We start from the raw sequence: 23,289 nt of genomic DNA on the forward strand, positions 1-23,289 counted from the left end.
TCACTTGATCCGTATGATCTTCAACAGGTCAAAGTGAGGCGGCAGAACCTCGTCGGAGCCACTACCCACCGGTGGAGAGCCTTCACCCTCTGCAGAGCCCTCTGCCACTGGAGGGCCCGTCTGCAGTTCGCCGGAGGGTATAGCGGACTCGTCACACTCTAGCCCGCTCGTGGGATCGACGGTGACGTCGATCATATGCGTATGCTCTTTTCCGCTGAGCCCGTTGGAGCCGCCGCCTTTGGATGGAGATGTGGTGCTCGCCTCGCCCGAGGCGAAGGGGAGCGGGCCGCCATGACCATGGTCAACCGAGTGCTTGTGCGGCGGGACGACCAGCTGGTGCCGGTGAGCACCGTCTTCTGTCTTTCCGACCTTTCGGGAGTCCGTGGTGCCCAGGACGAAATAGCGCCGGAGGTCGGGGACCGCTCTCCCGTGGAGCGGGCTATCCTTATCGTAGACGGTCTCACCGTCGCAGAGCTGGAAGTTCTCGGGACATTGGGGCGTGGGGGAGCTCGGATCCGACCACCAATCGATCACGGCGCCGATGGGGAGCGTGGGGTGCGCGGTCGTTTGCGGGGTCTGCTGGGCTCCGATGAGGAAGCCGCCACGCAGCGACTGCACGGCTCCCTCGACGTTGAGCATCGCGTCGAGAGACGCGCCAGCGTCGGGAGACACGAGCTGATCGCTCGGGTCGATATTCACCCTGTCAGGGAAGATCTCCAGAACCGAGCGTCCGCTCCCCGAGTCGCCTCCGGCCTGGAGCGTGATCGTCAGAGGCCACGGGACGGCCACCTTCAGGCCGCGCTTGCGGAAGGTGACGGTCTCCCCCTTCGGGCCACGAAGCGAACCCTCTTTTCCAAAGAATATCGTCTTGTCGCCGTCGAGGAGGAGGTCCCCGTCAACCTCGAGCTTGGCCGTCGGCGCTTCGACGCCCACGCCGAGATTGCCCTCGCAGGTAAGAGCGAGCACCGGCTCGATCATCCCCGGCGAGGTGTTCGTTTCGGTCCCCACGAACAGGACCTTGTCCAGCGGACCGCCCGTGCCGGTGACGTCGAGCTGCGCCTTCGGCCAGTCGCGCGGCGCCGGACCGAGCAGGTTCTCCTCACCGGGCGGGCCGCCCAGGAGGGTGGGGCTGTCCAGGCCGAGCGCGTTCGACACGGTGAGCGTCCCCGTGATCTTCAGCGCGCCCGTGAACGAGACCTGGTCCGCGCTGACCTCCAGCGCCGAGGCGCGAGGCTCTTCCTTGTCGACGCTCGCACAGAGGCTCGGGGGCTCGGGGTCCGTGCCGTCGAGCACGAAGGCCGCCTGGCCGACGCGCACGCCGCTCCACGCGCGCGTGTTAGGATCCATCGCCACCTTGCCGTCGTCGTCGATCGTCAACTTTCCGAGCACGATGCTCGCCTCGCGTTGAGCCTCGCCCTTCTCCACGAGCTTGATGCGCGGCTCGAGCAAGAACCGCTTGAATCCCTGCGCCTCGTACTGGGAGGAAGCTGAAGCAGGGTCCGGTCGCTCCGCCATGGCGAGGAGCACGTAGAGCTCCGTCCCCCGTCGATGCCCGAGGTCGAGGCTCTTCGGCTTGTCGAGGAAGAGCGGACGCCCCTGGTCGTCGATCGCCATCCCGGGGTTCACGTTCACGGCATTCTTCGGGCCCACCGTCAGCGAGAGCGTGAGCCCTTGAACGATGCCCGCAGAGTGAAGCGCAGCGTGGCGCTCCGCGATCAGCTGCTCGAAGTAGCGCTGGTCCGCGCGGAAGACCGAGGCGGTGAGCAGCTGGCCGTCGAAGAAGGCGATACGCTCGCACTCCGGCGATTTCACCCTCGCCCTCCGCCTCGCTGAGCGCCCTCGGCTTCGAGCTCCGCGACACGGGCGCTGAGCTCCTGGATCGACCGGATCAGCAGGGGCACAAGCTCCTGGTATGCGACCGTCTTCAAGCCCGCGGCGTTCTCCCCCACGATCTCGGGCACGACGCCCGCGACCTCCTGCGCGATGAGCCCCAGCCGGCGCCGGCGTGCGGGATCGGAGCGCCAGGCGAAGGACACGGGATTCAGCTTGGCGACGCGAGCGAGGGCGCCATCGATAGGAGATACCTCGACCTTCAGCGCGGCGTCACTGGGTGAAGATGTGGCCGATTCCGGGCCCCACGCGACCGATTCCCGTCCAGAACTATCCGCACCATTGGGCTGTGAATTCTCGTCGGTCGTGAAGGTGCCAAGAACAATCCCTATCGGCATCTGTATCCCGTTCTCATCCTCACGGTCAGGATCCGTAGGTACCGAATCGCCTTTGACATACGCCAGCTGGACACTCTCGGCAACCAAATGACCAGCTTGCTTACTCTGGTCGTCGTCGGGATCTTCGCCATATGCCATGTAGACCGTGTAACTTGCACCAGGATCAAGCTCACCTACGTTTAAAGGGTAACTCATACTTTCCTCGGTAGCATAGTCGAGGATCAGCGGTCTCCCTTGGTAATCGAAAGCCATGCCGAGAGTCACAGTGACGCCAGTATCTTCATCCCAGTTCAACTCAAGACCAGAGACAACACCGGGACCAAACAGGAACAAGTTCTGTTGACGAATCAGATCACGCAAATACTTTTGCTCCCGATTAAAATCATCCTCAATGAGCAGCTCTCCATCATAATAATATGTGCGAATTAACTGGTTTGTTGTTGCGAACCAATCGAACTTTTCCGTCATGCTCCCTCTGACAGCCGCCTAATTGTACTGGCGCCGAAGACCTGGGCGCTTCATCTCGCGTACACACCGGAGTGCATCAGCCGAGATAGTCCGGCTTGCTCACGTAAATGATAGTACAGTGCGCGTGAATGGGCTTCTCCTCGTCCACAAACGAAACCAGCGCACTTTTGAGCCGCCCCAGCTGCGCCTGAATATTATATTTGGATGTATTCAAATAGATCCCCGCAACAAAATAATGTGGGCGCATGCCATCGAGCACTGGCAGGCACATGGGCAGCGTTTCAATATTTTTGAGAGCTTCTTTTTCTTGTTTGGGCGCGGCCGTCTCTGCGAGCGTCGTGTTCGTGCCGAGCTCGACGGGCTGCGCCGGAGTCATATCGACCACATTGGTCTTGATCCATACCGTCTGCCTGCCAGATTCATCAACAACGACGTTGTCAAAAAATGCTTCCATGAGCCCCTTCAGCCCTTCCAGCGTCCCACGCTTCCGGTAAAGAGGCATGATCCTTGAGAGCACATCTCGCCGTTTATCAACGCTCCAGTCGCGGATAGGCACGAGGGCGATCCACCCCGAGAGCCATTCCAGGAGTTGTGCCAGAGGTTCCAGGATGAGGCTCATCCGCTGCCGGCGCTTCGAGACGGCGAGGGTCTCCAGGGACTCCGGGGGAACGAAGGGGACGATGCCCAGGAAATGGTTCAGCACCTCCAGGACGTCCTCCGTCGGGGCCAGGGGGAACTGGGCTGCCGTGTCCGCGACTTCGATCAGAGGTAGAAGCTCCGTCGAATCAGGGAACAGGAACGACAGGCGCGGAGAGAGGAGCGAGGGTAGCGCATCCAGGAGCGCCGCTATCCCTTTTTGCACGCCGGCCTCGCCCCCATCCCTCCGCCCGAGCAGGCTCTCCGCGATCATCAGGTAGCGCTCGACGAACGACGGTGTGCCATCCTCGCCGCGGCTCGCGTGAGCCGCGGGGAGCAAGCGCAGGTACTCGGATTCCTCATCGCTCACGTTCCACCTACCTTCGCAACCATCGTGTCTTTGCCGATCTGACTGGCACCTACCAACATGCCATACGTGGAAGTCACGGCCTGGAGCGATAGCGACACGAGCCATGGAAAGCCCAGATCGCGAGCCGAGCGCAGCACGACCGTCGTCTGACCCACGCTCGCTTTCCCTACGCGCAGCCCGGTCATCCGCTCGATATATACACGGACCGGCTGGCTGGCATCGAGCCCGTCGACGCCCTGCAGGGCGGACGCGATGTCCTCGCTCGTGAGGGGGCGGCGGTACGGGTAGCCCTGCCCTGAAAAGCCTCCGATCAAGGGATCGAGCAGCGCCGTGATGCGCTCCCACGCTCTGCGCAGCACGGTGGTCGGGTTCGCGTCGATGATGCTCGGGTCACGGTTGGTGGGCGCCTTCGTGACCAGGGCAGCGACCGTGGCGACCACCCGGGTCGGATCGAACTGCGGCCTCACGACGGACACGCTCGTGCCGATGAGACAGCGTGGCGCAAGGTACCGGCCGATGACATCCGTCAAAGCGCCGTACTTGTCATAATAGTTAGAGTCAGTTATGGGGTCGTAAAAGTCATAGATCGAAGCCAAACAATTGGACGAATCAGACACGCTTGGTCCGCCCATGACGTAGGACAAATTGGCTCCGGAGACGATGGTCACCTCGACGCTCTCCCCGCGCTTTCTGACGATGGCGCGCTCCGCTCTGGACGCGGCCTCGGAGACGCTCGCGCTGCACTCCAGGGCAATCTCCGCGAAGTCCTGCTCCGTGATCGCCCGGTACGGGGAGCGCCAGAACCTTGACAATGCCGTATACAGATCGGCCGGATCGGGGTTCTTTCGGCCAGAGCTCGAGCGGAGGGCCCGCAAGAGCTCGACGTACGAGGGATCGCGCAGCACCACGTTGCCCGCGAACTCTAGCGGATCGTCGTCCGCATCCCTCAGCACGTCCTGCTCCGCCTCTTGAAGCGTCTCTTCGAGGCCCGGCTCCGGCGTGCCGGCGGCAAGCAGGGCGAAATTGCGATATGCCCCCGCCGGGACCCGATCGACACGGTAGGATGTCCCCTCCGCGATGAAGGCGAAGAGCTGAAGCAGCGTGATGCCTGGATCGGACGCGTTGTAGTCGGTCCAGTTCGAACTCAGCGCGGGGATCGTCTCTCGAAGCCACCGGAAGATCTCCGCGTAGCGTTCGGGCGCGAGGTTCGGGAGCTTCCGCTCAACCGCCACGGCGCACCTCGAGTCGGAGAGCGCCCGCCGCCGGTAGCTGGCGGTCCACCATCGTGACGACGGCCCGCTGGATCGGGTCGCGCCTGGAGATCGCGACGTCGTGGATCCGGGCGACCCTGGGGATGCCCTGCAAGCCCCGAGCGACCATGTCGCAGGTCACCGTCGCGCGGAAATCCCAGCCCGCTGGTTGCTTCTCGCCGCCGAGCGGCTTGAAGAAGTCTTTGAGGCGGCTGATCATCCTCGCGCGGACATCGGTCTCGTTCGCGCCCGGCTCGAGCGACGCGAAAACCTCGACGTCGATGGTCACGTACTCGGGCTCCACCACGGTGATCGCATCAGCGACGGCGAAGAAGGCCCTCGCGTGCAGGTACGCCTCGACCTCCTCGATCAGAAACGACGTCGGCATGGGCTCTTCCGTGTCCTCGCGCGGCACGATCGCGACGATGAGCCGCTCGCCCGTTGCGTACGCCGTGGCCCGCCCGACGCTCGGCGACGACGCGAGCGCCAGGGTCGCGAAGTCCTCGGCGCTCATGGCCCTGTCCATCGCCTTGAGACGCTTCGGCCCGAGCCTCCGCAGGGTGTCGAGGTCGTCTGCGTCCATTCCGCCCTTGGCTGCGAGGACGTTGGTGACCGATTCGACGCCGGTGATCGCCTGCTCGAGCACGGTCAACTGTCCGGCGGGCAGGTTCCCGCGCGCGCCGCCGCCGCTCGAATAGCTCGCCGCGCGGATGTCGTTTTCGCCGAGCGGCGGGGCCATGCCGCGAATCCCATCCCCGAAAGAGAGCTCTCCGGTCGTGGAATCGAGCATGTAATGCCGGTCGTCCGCCTTCGAGAACGCGAAGGTGGTGACCTTCTCCCAGCGCCGCCAGGCGTAGAGCTCCGCCGGCGCCGCGCCTGCCTGCCCTGTCACCTGCTCGCGTACCTCCACGACCTCGCCGTCGAGGATCGGCTTGCGCGGGAACTCGAGCACGAGCCCCGGCGCGGCCGTGCCCGAGCCGATGACGTCGTTCTTCCACAAGAGGGCATTTTCGGCCAGGACTGCGTTCGGCACGACGCGCTTTATCCGCGGCAGCCACCTGGGCTCTCTCTGCGGCGCCGACAGCCGCAGCCATACAAGGGTCTTGTCGAACCGGGTGCTCTCGGTGATCCAGGTCGGGATCTGGATCTCGACCAACCCGCTGGTCGTGAAACCGTCCGTGCGGTCCGTGACCGTGAGCGGGCGGAAGGCGGTGCCGTCCCAGCCCTCCCAGACAAGCTCGTCCTCGATCTGCTGCTCGACGCCTCGGCTCGGCGCGTCTTCGTCGAGCACGATGAAGAGCGACATCGTGCGGCCCAGCACATGACGGAGGAAGCTCGCCGGCGAAAACCCGAACGAGTACGACGACACCGGCTCGAGCTCGGGCCGATAAGGAGCGACGATCCCGAGCGGCATCTCCACGACGTCGAACGCGTTGTGAGCGATGGTCGTGTCCGGCCGGCCGATCAGCTCGTAGGAGAGCCATAGCGACGATATGTACGGCGGCGTGTAGGCCGGAGGGAGGTAGACGCCGAAGTTGATGTTCTTCGTCCGGAGATCGGTGAGCGCCGCGCTCTTGTCGGCGACGTACTTGTCGAGCCACTCGTTGAGGGCATCCGCCTGCGGCGGGATCACCCGAACCTGCCCGGGCGATCCATAGCCGCCCGCCGCGATGCGCGCGCGCACCCAGCGGCTCTCGAGGCCGTGGATCGATACGGGATCCATGGCCGGGCAGGTGAAGGTCACCGTGCCGCCCTGGGTGAGCGCGTTCGTCCCGTCCTGCACCGTGAGGAGCGTTTGCCAGCCGGCGTCGGTCCAGTACTCCCAGGCGAGCTGGACCGAGGGGCTCGGGGTGATGGTCTCCGCCTGGACCTCCATGGTCACCGTGGCCCCGGCGCGCGAGAACACCTCCTCGGACGCGAGATAGAATGCGTCCTCGACCGCGGGGGTCTCGCCGAACGGGCGGCCACCCATCATCAGGTCGACCGGCGTGTTGTTGGCGTACGCCGCCTCGGTCTTCTGCCGCTGCGAGCTCGCTGTCACCGAGATGCTGAAGATCTGGGGCAGGATCTCCGCATCGGCGGCGCGAACGCCGACGGTCTCGGCGGGCCTCACCGCGATCCAGAACGAGGAGATGCCCTTGACCTCCGCCGGAGACGCCTGGAAAAAGTCAACGAAGCTTGCCTCGAGCACGGCATAACGCTCGGCATCCCCCTCGGTGTCGGAGCAATCCGGGGGCGAGTACGGTGAATCCGCCTGATTTGGTTCGTCGACCGCCACATCGGGCTCGACACCGAACCTCGGCCTGAGCTCGCGGCCCGCGCCGTCCGACCATCGGGCAAAGAAAACCTGGAACAGATTGATGCCCTCGAGCCGGACACGCAGCTCCTTGAGGGCGATCCGGTGCTTGAAGAGCGCCTCGCTGCCCAGGTGAAGGGCGTGCTCGAACGGCTGGAGCTGGGGCTCCACGTCGTCCGCCTCCGAGAGGACGTCCTCGCGGAGGACATCGCCGCGGTCGATCCATGCGTCTGCTGCCGGCAGGAGGGTGCACGCCGCCTCGAGCTCGGCCGGGAGCGCCAGGAGCTCGCCGGTCGTCTCGAACAAGAGCTCGGGGTCGGCGGCGGCCCCGACCTGCGTCCTCTCGGCGATGAGGACTGGCGCGTTCCCCTCGGCCAGCGTGAACGTCAAGACGACCTTGGCCTGGCGCGGCGCGCGCAGGTCCATGCCGAAGAAGCTCAGGAACGCGAGGAAGTGCTTGTCAGGGGCCCGGTTGAGCTGCGTGGCGAGCGAGGCGTGCAGCCGCGAGAGGAGCTTGAGGAGAACGAGCCCAGGATCGGTCGGGTCAAAGTAGCTCTGGCCTTCCGCCGCAGCTGGGTCCGGCCAGAGGAGGGACCACTCGGGGAGGTAGTAACGCGCGAGCCTGATGGCGTCGCGGTAGACGTCATCCGCGGAGCGGGCATCCAGCGTGTAAGGCTCACGGCGCATGGGCTGCGACTCAACTCTCCGGCAGGGCGGAGCGGAGCTGCGTGCCGTTGCTCTTCTCCGCGGCGGCGCCCGGGGCGCGCGGCGGCTGCGACAGGACCTCCTCGAGCACCTGGATCGCGCCGCTGATGCGGAAGAGCGTGCTCTTCAGGTCATTCGTACGGACCTCCATGGCCGCGAGCTGCTTTTGCCCATTCTCGAATTCTTCGCGAAGATCCCTGAGCCTCTGCTCCACATAGTCTCTCATGCCATCTCTCCGATTCTGGCTTGCGCCTGTCGTCACATCCGATCTACCGGTCGTGCTCACTTCTGGTTGAGGTAAAACGGGTAAACGAGATTTCCGCGCTGGTTCTTCGAACGCACGAGATAATCGATGGCGATGAGCATCACCCCCGGCCGCTTCGGGTCCATCGAGGCGCGGACGTCCTCGACCTCCACGCGCGGCTCCCACCGCTCCAGCGCCTGCTTCACGTGGAACGAGGCGAGGGAGAACGTCGCCGGGCTCTGCGGAGCAAAGACGAGCTCCCAGATCCTGCTGCCGAACTCCGGCTCCATCACCCGCTCTCCGGGCGAGGTGCCGAGGATCAGCTGGATCGATTGACGCACCTTGAGCTCGTCGGACGCGAGCTCCACCTTCCCGCCCGAGAGCGTCACGGGGAACGACCACCCTGCGCCGAGGAAGCTCTTCGACCCTTTCACGCTACCCTCCGACGAGGACGCTGCTCTGCGCAAGGACGGTCCCGGAAGGCAGCGGCGCAGGATCGTTGCAGGTCAGGGCGCGGTCGGCCGCTCGCGCGGCCGGGCGCTCTCCGAACATCACCGTCGCGCTGCCCTTGACGATCTGCGCCTGGTTCGTTGGCGGCACCGCGAACGTACCGCCGACCGGGATGTGAGGGGGGATGTTGGTCGCGATCGATCCGAGGACGGCGGCCATCCTCCCCTCGATGAGGACGCTCGGGCAGAGGTCGCCGGTGATGATCCCGGTGAACGGGAACGGCTGCGCGACAGGCACCGGGCCCGTGGGCGAAGGCACGAGGACGATATGCGTGTCGATCGCCTGCACGCGATCTCCTTGCTTGGCTGCTGGTAGTCCCATAGATTTCCTCAGTTGAGCCGGATGAGCGCGCCCTTCACGGCGACATCGCCCGTCGACGAGACTTCCACCTGAGCCTGCGCCGAGATCTTCACCGCCGCCGTCGCTGACAGCTCGATCTGCGTGGCCTTCAGCGTGATCTTCCCCGGTCCAGCGGACACGTCGATGTCCCCGCCCGCGGCGATGGTGACGCTCCTCTTCACGGCGTCGAGGACGACCTTGTCGCCGCTCTTGTCGGTCACCTCGATCTTCTCGGCGCCAGGCTTGGAATCGAGGACGATCTTGCCACCGCTCTTGTCGGTCACCTCGATCCTCTCGGCGCCGGGCGTGTCGTCGATGCAGATCTGGCTGCCGCTCCGCGTCTTGATCATGCGCACGTCCTGCTGCTTCTGCTCGCTGGCGACAGGAGGGCGATCCTGCCCGTTCCACAGCGAGCCGATCACATAAGGCACGTTCAAGTTGCCCGCCTCGAAGATGACCAGCACCTCGTCGCCCTTCGCGGGAAGAAAATACGCACCGACGTCCTTGCCGGCGAAGAAGGATGCGACGCGGCACCAGTTCGACATGATCGTGGCGCCAAACAGCGGGTATTGCACCTTGATGCGCCCGAGCCTCTCCGGGTCGCCCGTCGTCTCCTCGACGATCCCGACGATCACGCCGGTCATGGATCGCTCATGGTGCGCATTGCTCCCCTGCCACGCGCTCATACGCCGGTCCTCCGCAGCGAGATGTTGGTCGTATAGCCATCCTGTTGCGTATAGATGTGCTTTGCCGCGGTCACGTAATAGAGGCCGCTGAAGCGGTCGCCGATGCCCTCGATCTCGACGTTGACCCCGGGCCTGAGCGCGGGGTTTCCGGTCGCGGACGCCTCGACCTCGATGAACCCCTCGATGTCGGCCTCGTACGTCGCCTCGGCGATGGCGCGCGCGCTCTTCTGGTCGAGGATCTCCGGGTCCATCGCCGACACGGGTGAGGCCGCGTAGGCGGCGGACAGCTCGTAGCCCGTCTTCTGGCCGCCCATGCGGAGCGACGCGGGGCCGGAGCTCACGGTCGCGACGATGGACTGCTTCTTCTTCGGATCCCAGCCCACGCGCGTCACGCGCGACCCTCGCTTGAGCGCCCGAGCTCGCACGGTCAGCGTCGTGAGATCCAGGCCGAGGCGCAGCTTCGTCGTCGGCGACTGGCCCGCGATGCTCCGGCGAAAGTAGAGCGTGCGCCCTGTCACAAAGAGCTCGAAATGAATCCGGGCCGCGCGCGCGGAGAGGAACGCGAAGTCGCTCTGATCGGCCTGGATCACGTACGGGTAGGTGACGCCGCTGTCGTCGGCGCGAATGTCGAGCCCGTTGTCGCGGGCGATGCGGGTCGCGATCTGGGTGTCGCTCGATCTCTCGAACGTGCGCGTCGTGGTCCCGAACTGGAGGCGGTAGAGCGCGTCATAGCCCTGGAGCTCGACGGCGCTCTCGTCGCCGAAGACCATCTCCAGCGCGCCGAGGCGGCCTTCGAAGATGGGCTTCGTGCTCTCCATGCCGAAGCCCACCACGACAGGGTCGCCGATGCGGGCGGAGGTCAGATCGATCCCCTGAAAAACAGAGCGCTCGAAGTCGACGCTGCCGACCTCGACGGCGCACGTCGAGGGGAGGTTCAACTCCTGATCGACCTCGGCGCGGGCGAGCGCGGCGCTCATGCTGTCCGGAAGCGGCTTGCCCGCGACGGTGACCGAGACGACGCCCATTACCGATCCGCTCCGGCAGCGTTGCCGCCCTGAGAGAGTGCGTCGCTCTTCGGTAGATCGGCCGCGTCAGGGATCGCGAGGAGCGTCCCGATCTGCTCCGGCATCGGGAAGCGCAGCGGATCATCGATGTTGTTGGCCCTGGCGATCCAGAGCCATGCGCTCGCGTCCCCGAGCTCCCGGGCCGCGATGGCGTCGAGCCGCTCTCCCACCTTGACCAGGTGGAGCTTTGGGCAGTTATCGAGGCCGGCGTCCTTCTCCACCTCGCTCGGCAGGAGCTGCTCCTGAAATGTGACCGTGAGATCGGCGCGGACCGGGGTGCCGGTCGAGAGGAACATGGTGAAGTGCTGGTCGAGCTGGCTGACGATCCCCTGGTAAGAAAAACCTCCCCAGCTGAAGAGGCAGACGGGCGGCCGGCGCTTTTCCCCCTCACCGACCGTCGGCCTCTGGAGGGCGGCGATGGGTTTGATCAACGCGCGCACGTCGGTGCCCTTTTCGTACGTATCAAAGAAGAGCTTCACGGTGAACGGCAGCCGCTCCAGGCGGTCGAACTGCAACGTTCCGGCCCTCCCCGAGTACAGGACCTGGGACGAGCTCGTGTATTGATCCGGGTTGTACATCACCTCGATCTGCTCGCCCGTGTCGATATTCTTGATGATCGCTTTGCTCAGGGTCATCGCAGCCCCGTCCGCTCCTCGCGGTGGCGAATCCGCTTGTCCATCTCGGCCATCAGACGATCGACGAGCCTTCGCAGCTCCGCCTGCGAGGGCTGGTCGGCGAGCCGTGGCGCTCTCGAGGCAGCCGGTCGAGGCGCCCGCGCGCCTTCGAGCTCGGCCTGCATGTGCGGAAGAGAGAGCGGTGAGCGGGCGCGCGCCGCGGCGGGCGCGCTCTCGGTCGGGCGGGCAGCCGCGGGAGCCCCCCGGTGCTCGAGCGAGGGCAAAGGACCAACCTGCAGGAGCTGCGAAGGATGGGTGAGTACGCGATCGGCAGGCGCGCGGAACGCTGCCGTCGGTCGGTGCGACGCGCGGGCGTCGGCTGCCGGCGCGGCTACATGGGTGGTCGTCAAGGACAACGGCCGGAAGGGAGCAGCCAACGTTTGCAGTGTTTGCCCCTTGCCGCCGAGACGGCCGTTCGAAGGGCCCGGGAGCGAGAGTGGGGTCGTGGAGGCAACGTGCACCGCCGCCGGCCGATGCCGAGAGACATGCTGGCTGAGGCGCCCGAGCGCCGCTCCAGCGCCGGCCGCGCTGCGCCCGGGTGCCGCTCGAGCGGCCGCGAAGCGGATGCTGGGGTTCCCAGCTTCGCGCCAGGGAAACAAGGCTCGGCCCGCGCGCAACGCCGCCTCGAAGCCGCCGCCCGTCGTGCGCCTGAACGCTTGATGGGCGGCGCTCGTCCGGTATTCCCGAAGCGCCTCTCCGGGACGAGATAGCCGGGAACCCCGCGCCCCTCGCTCCCCCTCCCTCGCGCGCCGGCGCACGGCAACAGCGCGAGGAGCTGCGCTCTTCGGCGCCGAGCGGACGGGGGCTGCGTCTGGGGCTCCAGGGAAGAGCATGAGAGACGCGGTGCTCTCGCGCCTGATCCCGTCCTGTCTCGGGTAGGTCGCGGGCACGCTTCGAGCTCGGGGGAGCATCACGGAGGGAGGGCGAACGACGAGCTGAAACGGCAAGGCAATCAGCGCCGTCGCCAGGCGGCGCGGCGTGTCAGAAGGCGCTGTCCGCGTGGCTTGCTCCGTGACGATCGAGAGCAACAGCCGGAGAGGCGCTGCCGACATTCGCCACGCCTGGCCGGTGCCATACCGGCGCGGCGCCTGCGGGGAGGCAGCGGGTACATGCCACGAACGCTCGCCGCGCATCTCCGGTCGCGCGTGCTCTGAAACGCGCCCCTCGTCGAGGCGCTTTCGCACGAGCAGCACGCCTGGGGGCGACGAGCCGAGGAGTGGCAAGCGCGTGAGCAGCAGGCGTGCGACGGTCCGGCGCAGAAGGGCAGCAGAGGCTCGCACGCGCCGGGGCTCCGGGGAGCGCCATGTTCGCGCCGCGAGGGTGGAGCGCAGCACGGTCGCCACGGCGCGCTGTAGGCTCACCGCGAGCGCAGCGCCCACGCTGCGGGCATCGTCGCCCACGCCGCGGGCATCGTCGCCCACGCTGCGGGCACCGCCGCCCACGCTGCGGGCACCACCGCTCACGCTGCGGGCATCGTGGTGGGTCACCCCCGCTCGGCCACCCGTGGCGGCGATCCGAGGGCGCGCGTGCGAGGCACCGATCGCTGGCCGCAACTGCCGCCCGAGCCGCCCCACCTCCGGGCCGACCTCGTCCATCGTCCGCCGCCGCAGCGCGTATCGCTCGTATCGCTCGGCCCGCGCTCCGGGCGAGCTCCGGCGGGCGCTCGCCCGGAGCGCGGCGCCGAGCGCCTGAAACACCGCAAGCTTGAGCGTGAGCCACACCGGCTGGATGACCGTGGATGCCCCGACGGCAACGTGGGTCAGGCCGAGCGGACGACGTCCGAGCGGCTCGCCTCGCCCGTACCGCTCGCGGATCTCGCGCGATGAGCGCATGGCGGCCCGAGCCGCGCTCGGCCACGCTGGACGATTGACCTGCTCGCGCTGAACCCGATCCAGCATCGCTCAGGCCCCTATGCCTCGAAGATCCCGTCGTGCGCCAGCGTCAGCGACTGGAACAGCACCTGGTTCGAGGCTGTGTCGAACTCGGGACCTTCCCAAGCGATCGGGTACGCGCTACGGAAGTGCCATTGCTTGAGGAATGCACCGGTCCGGTCCATGAGATGGACGGTCCCGTCGTGGCGGCTAAACTTCCCGGCGATGACCTGCTGGTACCAGCTCCATAGATTGTCCATATCGGACATCCCACGCCGAAGGACGAGATCCGTGTACGACGTGGGGCCGGGCAGCCGGTGCTCATGCGTGTTGACGCCGCCCTCGCGGCGCGACTCGACCGCCGTTTGGATCCGCAAGCCGCTGATGCTGCTGAACCCGCCCACGATCAGCGACCCGATCTCGACCTGAAAGTTGAAGCCCAGGTACGGATCCTTCCGAGCCGCGCGTCCGCCCGACGACGAGCCCCTGCCGCCGTTCGCCATACCGCCTCCCTCACGCCACGGTTACACCCAGGACCGAAGGCCGTGCGCTCGCCTCGCGATCAGAAGTCGAGCAGCGACCGCTCCTTCTTTTCGGAACCCATGATCTCCCGGTTGATCTTGCTCGCCTCTTCGCACCACCGCCTGCGCTCGCGGTGCTCGAGCCTGAGCAGCGAGTCATACTCCCAGTGAAAATAGTACGCGAGAAAGGCTATCTCCTCGTGCATCGCATCGAGGGGATAGCCCTTCATTGGTCCCGGGACGTGTCCACCTCGAACTCGAACGCATGGTTGCATTTCGGACAGAGCACCTCGACTGTGTTTCGCCCCCGCTCGTTGATGCGGTTGTACATCTCCTGGAGAGCGGCGAAGTCCGCCGCGAACAGGCCCTCGACGACCTTGGGCGTGACGGTGGGCAGCGAGCCGAGCCGCGTCACGACGCGCGAGAGGAGGATGATGGAGAGGTAGCTCTGATTCTGCTGAACGCGGCTGTCGCGCAGCGGCAGGATCTCATCGGCCGCGGTCGCGAGGCGCATGGTGCCTTCCTTGTGAAGATCGCCATTTTCGTCAGCGTAGCCGAGCTTCAAGACAAATGGGAATTCGGTGATTAGCGCGGTCATTTCAGCCTCCTCTCTCCGGCGCTGTCATTGCGTGCGCTTGATGGTCTCCACCGCCACCTCGAACGTCTCGATGAGGACGTCGTTCCCCTTGCCGTCGAGATCGCCCGCCTGGTACTTCGACGGCCAGGCCCCGACCAGGTCCCAGCGCGCGGCGTCGTTACCGGCGTCATCGACGAGGATGATCGATATATTCCTTCGAGCGTTCGGCACACCGGTGCCGGTCTGGCGGATGATCTGCCACCACTCGTAAAGCTCCATTGACGTCGTGATGCCGCGCTTGAGGGTGAGCGACCCCACCTTGGGATACCCGGAGAGCTTGCGCGTGAAGGGATCGGTGCCCTCGCGGTACTCGATCGGGTCCGACGACTCGTCCGGGATCGTCGCGCTTGCGAAGGCGGCGACCTGAATGCTCGCGATCTCGACGCGGAACCGATAATTCCTGTAAGGGTCCGTTCTCTCCGCCATGATAACTATAGCCTCTCTTGATGCCCGGCCCCGGAGGGCTTCACATCAGGCTCGATCAAGCCGATGGTAGCGTCTGCTGTTGAATGCGGAGCACGACAAACTCCGCAGGCCGTACGGGGGCCACCTTGATGTCGATGTAGAGGAGCCCCTGGTTCCTCGTCGCCGGAGGGTTGTTCGACGCGTCCACCTTCACCTCGAACGCGTCCGAGTCCTTGGCGCCGAAGAGGCCCCCTGCCGTCCACACCTGGGTCAGAAACACGGTCACGTCGCGACGGACCGTGCCCCAGAGCTTCTGATCGTTCGGCTCGAACACGACCCATTGCAGGCCCCGGTAGAGCGACATTTCGATGTACGTCAGCAGCCTGCGTACGCTGATGTAGATGAGGCTCGGGTCCGTCGACAAGGTGCGCGCGCCGTACGTCACGATGCCGTAGGTCGGCAGGCTCCGTATGGCGTTGATGCCATCCGGGTTGAGGATACCTTGAGCCTTCTCCGTGACGAGCGCCGTGAGGCTCACCGCCGACGACAGCTTGCCGTCGCGGATACCCGCCGGAGCCTTGAACACGCCGACGCGGCTATCGGTCTCGGCATAGGTCCCTGCGATGGCCCCGGCGGGAGGGATCGTGATGCTGCGCGCCGTCGACGTATTGAAGAAATCGATCCATGGATAGTAGATCGCGCCGCGGTCCGAGTTGAGCGCGTTCTCCAGGTCAATGGGCGCGGTTGCTCCCGGGGGAGTTATCGGTTCGCCTCTCTTGAACGACCTGAGCGTCGGCGGGTCCAGCCAGAAAGGGGCGTCTGCGATCATGAACATGTCGCAAGGAGTCCGACCTTCGCAGTAATTTATACCCTGCTGAATCGTCGCTTGCTGCGTCTTGAGATCGTCCAACATGCCCGTGTCGGGCATCACGAGGAGGCTTGCGTCGGTGATCGGATCGAGCCTGGCGAGCGCGTCTTGGTAGTCGACCGGAGTGCCCGACGTGGAGTCAGCGCCGGTCACGAGCAACGCCGGGGCGAGGGCGGTCGGCGCCGGTGGCGTCTCGGCGTTGACCGTGACACGGAGGAAGAGCGATTGGCCGTTGATCTTGGCCTCCAGCGAGCTAGGCTGCCCGTTCGCTCCCTTCTTGAGATCCTTGATGGTCAGCCCAGGGAACTCTTCAATGACGTAATAGTCGACAGTGCGGGTGATCTTGGCAGAATCGAGACTGTTGTTCTTGATGTAGCGAGTGATGAGACGCTCGAGGACAGTCTTCTTGCTGTCGTCTTGGTCCACCTTTGCGGCGGAGTAGAGGACGCGGACGCCGAAGGTGGGCGTGAGGGTCGTGCTGGGGGTGTCCTCCCAAGGGTAATTTTCGATCGCGATGGCGAGATCGTTGCCCCACAGGCCAGGTGACGACGCCGTGAATTTGAAGGGCGCACGCACGACCGTCGCCGCGGCGAGGCCATCGCTCGCCTTCGCGCTCACGACGTACGCGTACGCGCCGCCCTCGGCGAAGAAGTTGTATACCGCAAACGGGACGTTATAGCCCCACGTGAAGTTCCCGAATTTCGCCAGGAAGGCGTTCCAGCTATCGATCAGCGTGGGCTCGTCCGGCCCTTTTTCTGTCCATCCCACGAAGGCGGTGGTGCTGGTGCCGACGCCAGAGATCTGCTGCGGTCCCCGGATTTCTTCGATGTAGACGCCCGGATACAAGTAGTTGGACACGGGTTCAACCTTTCCAGAGACGATTCGGACGAAGGAGGTTGCCAGATCCTCTTCGACACACACCGCATCGCGACAGACCTCGGCCTCTTCCCCATGGCCTCTTCCCCACGGCCTCTCCCCCATGGAGGGAACGGTGGAGGCCGCCTTCGAGGGCATCTCCCTCCACCTCTCTTTGAGGAGAGGGAGATGCTGGGAAGACAAGATCGCGAGGGCGGAGTCCGCCAGCTGATCTCGGCTATCCCCCCGAAGAGAGCCTGGACATTAGGTTTCCTTTGCCGGAGTTGTCAACGCGGTCTGAGGATGCCCGATCCGATCTTTCGTCACAATCATGGGGCCGGGCCTATCCCCCAGGCGATCGTTTTGTCACCCTCATGGGACCAGCAGTGCCTTGTGGAACGGTGATCTCGTCAACCTCATGGGGTCACCCCGGCGATCGGGGATCCGCGTCGATCACCCACTCTTCCGGGGAGGGCGGGCTCGCCTCGGTGGGCGAGTTCACGTGGAAGGTGGACTGGACCTTGCGGACGAGGGCTCCCTCCTCCGTGACGGCGCGCGGGATGCGCACGGGCGTCACCGTATAGAAGAGCGAAAGTCGGTAGGGTTTGTTCGGAAAACCCGCCCAGATTTGATGGATCTGCTCCATGCTCGGCGCGTCTGACAGGACGGGCAACCGTTCGTTGCCTGTAACGAACAGCACGCCGTTCGAGCTCTTGTCCTCGAGCACGGGGCAGTCGGAGAACAGCCGCTTGAGCTTGCTCACGAGCAGGAGCTCGTTCTCCGCGTTTTGGGCGTACGGGACCATCATGTAGGAGAGATCGACGGCGAGCGGCGCCGCGCGACGCACGAAGCCGGTCCCCGTTCTCACGATCGACGGGGGCTCGTTGATCAGGTAGGGATTGTCGGCTACCCGATACAGATAGACCAGGATAAGCGGAGAGCGCCCCTGCCCTGAATCAGGCTCGTCCGAGGGAGAGTGATACTTGACCTCCACCCTGTCCACGTCCTCCAGGTCTCCAGGTCGGCGGCCGTGGTAGAGCGAATCATGATCGTCATCAACCGGAGACGCCGGGCCCGGAGGATCGTTGAGAAATACGTTCTCGCGGATCAGCGTGCCCAGGCTCTCGCTCACCTGGCGGAGCACCCATCCTGCGGGATCTCTCATGGTAAACCGCTCCCTCGTGCGCGCTCGACCGCGCTTCATGGCCGGCCGATCGATCTTCACCGGCTGTGAGCTGTGACCTAACCGAAGGTCTCGTCCTTCATCACCTTGCCCATCTTCTGGAATTCGAGCCGCGCCGCCCGGAAGAGGTGCCACATCCCCACCGCCGCTGCTTGCTCCGCCGCGAGCATCGCCGCGGCGAGCGCCACGTTCCGGATCGAGCCCCCGGCGAGCTCCAGCCGGGCGCCGAGGCGCTCGAAATCGACGTCGGGATCGAGCGGCGTCTCGGCAGGAAAAGCCCTCTTCCAGATGGCCGCGCGTTCTTTGGGGCTCGGGAACGGGAAGTCGACGATGAAGGACAGCCGCCGCATGAAGGCCTCATCCATGTTCTTCAAGAGGTTGGTCGCCAGGATCACCACCCCCTCGTGCGCGTCGATGCGCTGGAGCAGATAGCTCGTCTCGACGTTCGCATAGCGGTCGTGCGCGTCCCGCACCTCCGTCCGCTTGCCGAAGAGCGCGTCGGCTTCGTCGAAGAACAGGATCGCGCTCGTGGCCTCGGCCTCGTCGAACAGCTCGCCGAGGTGCTTCTCCGTCTCGCCGATGTATTTGCTCACCACCTGCGACAGATCGATCTGGTAGAGGTCGAGCTCAAGCTCGCTCGCGATCACCGCCGCGGCCATCGTCTTGCCCGTCCCCGGCGGGCCCGAGAAGAGGGCCGAGAGCCCCTTGCCCAGCGAGAGCTTGTCATCGAAGCCCCACGCGACAAAAACCTGGTTTCTCTGCTGCATGAACCGGCAGATGGCACGGAGGAGCTCCCGCCGATCCTCGCGGAGGACAACGTCGTCCCACCGATGCACGAGCGGCACCTTGCGCGCGAGGAAGCTCTGCTTGCCGCCGTGCCGGAGCCGGCACGCCTGGAGCACATCGGCCGTGCTCATGACAGCGCCCTGTCCGCGCGTGAGACAGAGGGCACGCGCCGCGGCGACAGCGTCGTGGATCTGCCCGCCGGTCAAGCGGAAGCGGCTCGTCAGCGCTGCGACGTCGATGGCCATCGCCGGCGCGTCGCCGGCGCGGAGCGCGGCGTTCCACAGCGCTGCCTGCTCGGCCATGCGAGGCCGGGGGATCTCCAGGCGAAGGAGCGGACGCCCGCCCAGCGCGCCCGCAGGCGCCCACGGCGCACGCTCCAGAAGGAACGCGGGCCCATCGTGCTCGGCGATCGCCGCCGCCACGGCGAGCTCGAGCGCCTTCCGGTCCGCGGCGCCGAGTGCGCCGGATCCATCCCAGCAAAGCGCCGCGCTCCACAGCCTCGCCTCGCGCGCGACGAGCGGCAGCGCCGCGCGAAAGGGCGCGTCTCCCTCGGCGAGGAGCGCCTCGAGATCCACAACGAGCACGGGGACGCCGATCTCCCCGCAAAGGGCCTCGACGAGCGACGTCTTCCCCACGCTCTCCGGCCCCTTCAGCGTCACCACGGGCCACGTCTGCCCCCGATGCGACGCGGCGAGCCGGAGCAGGCTCGCCTTGGTCTCCTCGGGCAGGAGCAGATCCTCGAGCCGCGCTCGAGGATGCACGAGCCGCACAGCGCGGCCGAGGCGCGGGTCGAGCTCCTCGCTGCCGAGCAGATACCAGATGATGCGCTCCTCCACCTCGAGCGGGGCGGCCAGGAGCGAGCCTTGCCGGGCGGCGGCATCGAGGCCGCGGAGCAGGCCATGGCGCACGAGCGGGGCGCGCGGCGCGAAATGGCGTCGCGCGGCGATGCGCTCCTCGAACGAAGCAGCGACCAGGAAGAGCCCGATGTTCACCGTCGGGCGCTTGCGCGTGATATCGTCGTTGAGATACGCAAAGAGGCGCTCGTAGCGAAGGTCGATCTCGGGCGCGAGCGCGAGCAGGAGCACATCCAGGTCGAAGCGCGTCAGCCCGAACCGCTCCGCGAGCGCCACGAGGCGAAGATGGACGCCGCGCCTCCCGCTCTCCGCCGCGCGGCGCGAAAGCACGGCGGCCTGCCTCTCGATCGCCTCTTTGACCGCGATCACCTCCGGCCCCTCGGGCCCGGTCGTCCAGTGGGGCTCGCCCGGCGCCCGCTCGAGCAGCGCGTCGATCTCGGCCTCGGAGATGGTAAGGCCGGGGAGCGAATCCTCCTCTGCCACGAGACGTGCCTGAGCGACGCCGAGGCGCACCATCCGATCGACGCGGTCGAGCTCGGCCATGAGGTGATCGAGCGACCGCGCGAAGGGCGCATCGCCCGCTGGGTCCGGGGCGCCTTCCGGCTCTTCTGCGATGTTGTGATGCGGCTCCAGCATAGAAGAGGCGGTCGTCGTGGGACGCGGGGCGGCTCGCTCCAAGCTTTTGGGCTCGCTCCGTGGCTCTCATATTCACCCGGGTAGGGGGCGAGGCGCAATAGAGGGATCGGCAGAAGCGGCGCTGCCATGTCACTTTTCGGCTGGCCCATGATCGTGACGATCGACTGGCCCCATGAGGCTGCATAAATGGGGTTCAAGTGGCCCCATGAGGCTCATGACAGACAGATTCCACGCTTGAGCGTCGAAGGCCCTTGCGTTATCACGGATCTTCGCCTGTGATTGCGGTCGAGGAGTACGGCTGTAGTGCTAGTACCTCTGCCGCCGGACGAGCTCTATCGCTTTCTTCTTCGCTTCCTTGGGGGGGAGGACGAGGATCTCCTTGAAGAAACTCTCCTGCTGCTCACGCGGGAGCGAATCGAGGAGCCTCTCAAGCATCTTGAGGCTGGTCAGCAGCTCCTCGTCGACGACGGTCCGCTTCCCGCCATACTCTGCGGGCGCCTTCGCGCCGAACAGCTTCGACGCTTTCTGCCCGCCCGTGGCCGAGAGCTTCGTGGTTTGATCCTCGGCGCCGCTCGAGGCCGTGTGCGCCGTGCCGTACATGTTCGCGGTCAGGGGGGCCGACCCTTCCAGGCCGACCATCAGGGCCATCGTGTCGCCCCTCACGTGCTTGTTCATGTAGATGTGGCCGTGCTGATTCTTCCTGGGGATGGCCACGAGCTGGCGCTTCCGGAGGTACTCTCCGGTCGCGGGGTCGATCGGGTGGCCGCCGGGGCCGATGATGTCCCCCTTCACGTTGCGGTTCCCGATGCCCCCCAGCGGGACGTTCACGCCCCTGTGCCGGCGCAGACCCATCTGCGCGTGGAATGGGAGCTTCAGCTCCTCGACGCGCCTCGTCCCGTCCTTGCGCATCTCGCCGACCTTCGTCGCGTGGGAGGCGAACCCGCGCCAGGCGCTCTTGTCCAGCACGTCGCGGCCATCCTGCGAAGGTCCGCGCCCCAGGTAGTCATAGAAGGCCTCGCCCAGGCCTTTCTTCTCCTGGATCTCGAAGAGTTGCCGCTGCCCGTGACCGAGGACGCTCGCCAGCGGCCACGGATATTCGGTCACCAGGTCCTCGGACTTCGACAGATCGGGGTTGTTCCGCGTCGACATGTCCACCCCGCCGAGCGCCATGGTCAGGTGGAGCCGTCGCATGAACTTCTGCTTCGCGAGCGTCATCTCCGCGGACGCCTCCAGCTTCTGCCTCGCGCTGGCGCTCATGCTCTTGTCCGACCCCTTGGGATCGGCGAACATCGTCTGGAACATGACCGCCGGGTCAATCTCGTTGAGCTGGCGCACCATGAAGTCCTCTTCGGACTCGGTGTGCTCGCCGTCCGGCCCTTTTCTGCGCCCCTTCCAGGTCTCTTCATCCACCGCCCATGGGTCCTTGGCGGCCGCCGCTTGTCCGTCGGGCAGCCGCTGGATCAGGTGCCGCGTCGCGCGGTTGCCGATCTTCGCCTGGAGCTGCAAGACCGGGTGAACCGGGGACGGGGCCGCCGGGGCGGCCGCTACCGCCGCCTTTCGAACGGTGGCTGCTCGGGCTGCTGCCGTCTGTCTCTGTGCCATCTAACGCACCTCGTCTCCAGGTTCGACGCTATTGAAGTGGTTCACGTTGATGCAGGAATCCTCCACGGTCCATCGACTTTGCCCCTGGTTGCATGCTGTCACACCGCGAGCTTGAAGCCGCCTCGGCTGCGAGTGATACGCCGGTTCTTTATGGCCCGTTTCAACGCAACCTTGAGCGCTCCGGGCTTGAGCTGAGGAGTGCTGGCGCCTCGATTTGCGTTGATGTGGTTCAGGATGTCCTTGAAAGGGTGCGTCGGCCCGAGGGCTTTGATCGCGTCGATCACCTCTTTCTCCAGAGGGCTCACCTTCGTCACATTTGGCACGCTCGGATAGGGCGGCACATTGTCTACGCGGTGCTTCGTCAGCTCGTTGGGGCCACCCTGCTGCTCCGGCCAGGGGTGGTTCTTGCCCGCGATGTCCTTGCGGATGGGCTTGAGGGTGATCTCCAGCCCGGAAGCCAGCTTCTTCTCGCTCGGGTCGTACGGAACGCTCCCGCTCGGGCTGGGAGGCAGGACGGTGACCGTGTACTCTGCCCCGTGCTGGTAGCGGGAGTCGCCCAGCCGGCTCCCTGGCCTGATCTGATCCGCAATTTGCGCGAGGGCCTTGACTTTCCCTTCCACGCCACGGTGCCTCTTGTTGGCGTCCGAGCTCAGCACGGTCAGGTTCTGGTTCTCGCCCCGCCCGCCCATGTTGTCGTTGAGCAGATGCCCCGCGATGTACCGAGGCTTCCCGCCCACGATCTTACCGACCTTCTTGATGATGGTCGGGGTGTTCGCGTCGGGCTTGGACCCATATTTCCATTCGCTTTCCGCGCCGACCTCGGCTTCCATCCTGGTGCCCCCGTAGTAGGGGCTTGGCTTTCCCCAGGTGGCTTTGACCGGGAACCGCTGGACGGCCGCGTCGGCTGGGGGGGTAGCTGAGTGTCCCTCTGTCCTCCCCACCCCCGCAGACACCCACGGCCCGCCGGCCTTCCCCCGCGCCGCCCTGGCCCCCATCGCGTCGGCCTCGGCCTCCAGTGCCGGGTCATCATTGAGCGCCACCCCCTTCATCTGTGCCGTCGCCCGCACGCGCCCCGCCCGCTGCTGCACCACGTGCGCGAGCTCGTGCCCGAGCAGTTCCTGTCCCCGCGTCGTCTCCGGCGCCCAGCGCCCCGGCGCCACGTGGATGTCGCTCCCCTGGGTGTATGCCGCCGCCCCCAGCGCCGTCGCGCGCGGCGAGCCCGGGTGTACGCGCACGTCCGAGAAGCCGGCGCCGAAAGCCCCCTCCATCTTCTGCTGCACCGCCTCCGGCAGCGGCCGGCCCGACGTCGACGCGGGCACGTCGCGCTCGGTCTCCGCAGGCGCTCGCCCGGCGGACAGCCGCTGGATCACGTGCCGCGTCGCGCGGTTGCCGATCCTCGCCTGGAGCTGCAGCACAGGGTAAGCCGCGGACGAGGCCGCCGGGGCTCCCCGGGCCGCCGGCGCCGCTTCTGGGACCGGCCTCGCAATCGTCGGTGCGCGGTTCACGGCAGAAGCGCCTTCGCGGCGGATGGCTTGCTTGCTCATGGGGTATCGGGAGCCTATCGGGGATAGGAAGGCAAACGGCTTGTCGAGTCAAGCGGC

Annotated in this window: 20 protein-coding genes; all 20 read right to left on the reverse strand. The window is 66.0% G+C overall.

What is annotated here, in order from left to right; translation table 11 throughout:
- Positions 1-1,812, reverse strand: a complete 1,812-nt coding sequence (locus WMF14_RS23120; RefSeq protein ID WP_437803698.1) for a hypothetical protein — start codon at positions 1,810-1,812, stop codon at positions 1-3.
- Complete coding sequence (locus WMF14_RS23125; RefSeq protein WP_437803699.1) at positions 1,809-2,696, reverse strand: tail fiber domain-containing protein; 888 nt, start codon at positions 2,694-2,696, stop codon at positions 1,809-1,811. The genes WMF14_RS23120 and WMF14_RS23125 overlap by 4 nt, the downstream gene beginning before the upstream one ends.
- A gap of 76 nt (positions 2,697-2,772) precedes the next feature.
- Entirely contained in the window at positions 2,773-3,702 is a 930-nt protein-coding gene (locus WMF14_RS23130; RefSeq protein ID WP_437803700.1) for a phage tail protein, read from the reverse strand.
- Positions 3,699-4,934 carry a hypothetical protein gene (locus WMF14_RS23135; RefSeq protein ID WP_437803701.1) on the reverse strand — a complete coding sequence of 412 codons (1,236 nt, stop codon included), beginning with the start codon at positions 4,932-4,934 and terminating at the stop codon, positions 3,699-3,701. The genes WMF14_RS23130 and WMF14_RS23135 overlap by 4 nt, the downstream gene beginning before the upstream one ends.
- Positions 4,924-7,935 carry a putative baseplate assembly protein gene (locus WMF14_RS23140; protein ID WP_437803703.1) on the reverse strand — a complete coding sequence of 1,004 codons (3,012 nt, stop codon included), beginning with the start codon at positions 7,933-7,935 and terminating at the stop codon, positions 4,924-4,926. Before WMF14_RS23140 ends, WMF14_RS23135 begins: the two co-directional genes overlap by 11 nt.
- Before the next feature lie 10 nt (positions 7,936-7,945).
- Complete coding sequence (locus tag WMF14_RS23145; RefSeq protein WP_437803705.1) at positions 7,946-8,179, reverse strand: hypothetical protein; 234 nt, start codon at positions 8,177-8,179, stop codon at positions 7,946-7,948.
- Between the two features lie 56 nt (positions 8,180-8,235).
- On the reverse strand, positions 8,236-8,631 hold the full coding sequence (locus tag WMF14_RS23150) for a GPW/gp25 family protein (RefSeq protein WP_437330777.1): 396 nt from the start codon (positions 8,629-8,631) through the stop codon (positions 8,236-8,238).
- 1 nt (position 8,632) lies between these two features.
- A complete protein-coding gene (locus tag WMF14_RS23155) occupies positions 8,633-8,995 on the reverse strand; it encodes a PAAR domain-containing protein (RefSeq protein WP_437803707.1) in 363 nt (120 codons plus the stop codon).
- Positions 8,996-9,036: 41 nt separating this feature from the next.
- Positions 9,037-9,732, reverse strand: a complete 696-nt coding sequence (locus tag WMF14_RS23160) for a phage baseplate assembly protein V (RefSeq protein WP_437803709.1) — start codon at positions 9,730-9,732, stop codon at positions 9,037-9,039.
- On the reverse strand, positions 9,729-10,757 hold the full coding sequence (locus tag WMF14_RS23165; protein ID WP_437803711.1) for a phage late control D family protein: 1,029 nt from the start codon (positions 10,755-10,757) through the stop codon (positions 9,729-9,731). Before WMF14_RS23165 ends, WMF14_RS23160 begins: the two co-directional genes overlap by 4 nt.
- A complete protein-coding gene (locus WMF14_RS23170) occupies positions 10,757-11,431 on the reverse strand; it encodes a CIS tube protein (protein WP_437803713.1) in 675 nt (224 codons plus the stop codon). The genes WMF14_RS23165 and WMF14_RS23170 overlap by 1 nt, the downstream gene beginning before the upstream one ends.
- Positions 11,432-13,379: 1,948 nt before the next feature.
- Entirely contained in the window at positions 13,380-13,844 is a 465-nt protein-coding gene (locus tag WMF14_RS23175) for a phage tail protein (protein WP_437803714.1), read from the reverse strand.
- A gap of 59 nt (positions 13,845-13,903) precedes the next feature.
- On the reverse strand, positions 13,904-14,092 hold the full coding sequence (locus WMF14_RS23180) for a DUF6760 family protein (protein WP_437330783.1): 189 nt from the start codon (positions 14,090-14,092) through the stop codon (positions 13,904-13,906).
- On the reverse strand, positions 14,089-14,460 hold the full coding sequence (locus WMF14_RS23185) for a phage tail assembly protein (RefSeq protein WP_437803716.1): 372 nt from the start codon (positions 14,458-14,460) through the stop codon (positions 14,089-14,091). The genes WMF14_RS23180 and WMF14_RS23185 overlap by 4 nt, the downstream gene beginning before the upstream one ends.
- Positions 14,461-14,484: 24 nt before the next feature.
- On the reverse strand, positions 14,485-14,925 hold the full coding sequence (locus WMF14_RS23190; protein ID WP_437803718.1) for a phage tail protein: 441 nt from the start codon (positions 14,923-14,925) through the stop codon (positions 14,485-14,487).
- A gap of 55 nt (positions 14,926-14,980) precedes the next feature.
- Positions 14,981-16,630: a phage tail sheath family protein gene (locus tag WMF14_RS23195; protein WP_437803720.1), complete on the reverse strand. Its 1,650-nt coding sequence runs from the start codon at positions 16,628-16,630 to the stop codon at positions 14,981-14,983.
- A gap of 421 nt (positions 16,631-17,051) precedes the next feature.
- Positions 17,052-17,792 (reverse strand): DUF4255 domain-containing protein, encoded by a 741-nt coding sequence (locus WMF14_RS23200; protein WP_437803722.1) that lies wholly within the window; start codon positions 17,790-17,792, stop codon positions 17,052-17,054.
- A 77-nt stretch (positions 17,793-17,869) separates the two neighbouring features.
- A complete protein-coding gene (locus WMF14_RS23205; protein ID WP_437803723.1) occupies positions 17,870-20,086 on the reverse strand; it encodes an AAA family ATPase in 2,217 nt (738 codons plus the stop codon).
- A 306-nt stretch (positions 20,087-20,392) separates the two neighbouring features.
- Positions 20,393-21,688 carry a hypothetical protein gene (locus WMF14_RS23210; protein WP_437803725.1) on the reverse strand — a complete coding sequence of 432 codons (1,296 nt, stop codon included), beginning with the start codon at positions 21,686-21,688 and terminating at the stop codon, positions 20,393-20,395.
- Between the two features lie 98 nt (positions 21,689-21,786).
- Positions 21,787-23,232, reverse strand: a complete 1,446-nt coding sequence (locus tag WMF14_RS23215; RefSeq protein ID WP_437803727.1) for an eCIS core domain-containing protein — start codon at positions 23,230-23,232, stop codon at positions 21,787-21,789.
- Between the last annotated feature and the right edge of the window lie 57 nt (positions 23,233-23,289).

The organism is Sorangium sp. So ce693, from assembly GCF_051521375.1.
In the GTDB taxonomy this organism is placed as follows: domain Bacteria; phylum Myxococcota_A; class Polyangia; order Polyangiales; family Polyangiaceae; genus Sorangium; species Sorangium atrum.

Excerpts from the sequence above, each read along its gene's own strand:
- WMF14_RS23145 (WP_437803705.1), bottom strand. The coding sequence starts at position 8,179 with ATGAGAGACTATGTGGAGCAGAGGCTCAGGGATCTTCGCGAAGAATTC.
- WMF14_RS23125 (WP_437803699.1), bottom strand. The coding sequence starts at position 2,696 with ATGACGGAAAAGTTCGATTGGTTCGCAACAACAAACCAGTTAATTCGC.
- WMF14_RS23140 (WP_437803703.1), bottom strand. The coding sequence starts at position 7,935 with ATGCGCCGTGAGCCTTACACGCTGGATGCCCGCTCCGCGGATGACGTC.
- WMF14_RS23175 (WP_437803714.1), bottom strand. The coding sequence starts at position 13,844 with ATGGCGAACGGCGGCAGGGGCTCGTCGTCGGGCGGACGCGCGGCTCGG.
- WMF14_RS23205 (WP_437803723.1), bottom strand. The coding sequence starts at position 20,086 with ATGCTGGAGCCGCATCACAACATCGCAGAAGAGCCGGAAGGCGCCCCG.
- WMF14_RS23170 (WP_437803713.1), bottom strand. The coding sequence starts at position 11,431 with ATGACCCTGAGCAAAGCGATCATCAAGAATATCGACACGGGCGAGCAG.
- WMF14_RS23215 (WP_437803727.1), bottom strand. The coding sequence starts at position 23,232 with ATGAGCAAGCAAGCCATCCGCCGCGAAGGCGCTTCTGCCGTGAACCGC.
- WMF14_RS23190 (WP_437803718.1), bottom strand. The coding sequence starts at position 14,925 with ATGGCGGAGAGAACGGACCCTTACAGGAATTATCGGTTCCGCGTCGAG.
- WMF14_RS23180 (WP_437330783.1), bottom strand. The coding sequence starts at position 14,092 with ATGAAGGGCTATCCCCTCGATGCGATGCACGAGGAGATAGCCTTTCTC.
- WMF14_RS23210 (WP_437803725.1), bottom strand. The coding sequence starts at position 21,688 with ATGGCACAGAGACAGACGGCAGCAGCCCGAGCAGCCACCGTTCGAAAG.
- WMF14_RS23165 (WP_437803711.1), bottom strand. The coding sequence starts at position 10,757 with ATGGGCGTCGTCTCGGTCACCGTCGCGGGCAAGCCGCTTCCGGACAGC.
- WMF14_RS23185 (WP_437803716.1), bottom strand. The coding sequence starts at position 14,460 with ATGACCGCGCTAATCACCGAATTCCCATTTGTCTTGAAGCTCGGCTAC.
- WMF14_RS23160 (WP_437803709.1), bottom strand. The coding sequence starts at position 9,732 with ATGAGCGCGTGGCAGGGGAGCAATGCGCACCATGAGCGATCCATGACC.
- WMF14_RS23200 (WP_437803722.1), bottom strand. The coding sequence starts at position 17,792 with ATGAGAGATCCCGCAGGATGGGTGCTCCGCCAGGTGAGCGAGAGCCTG.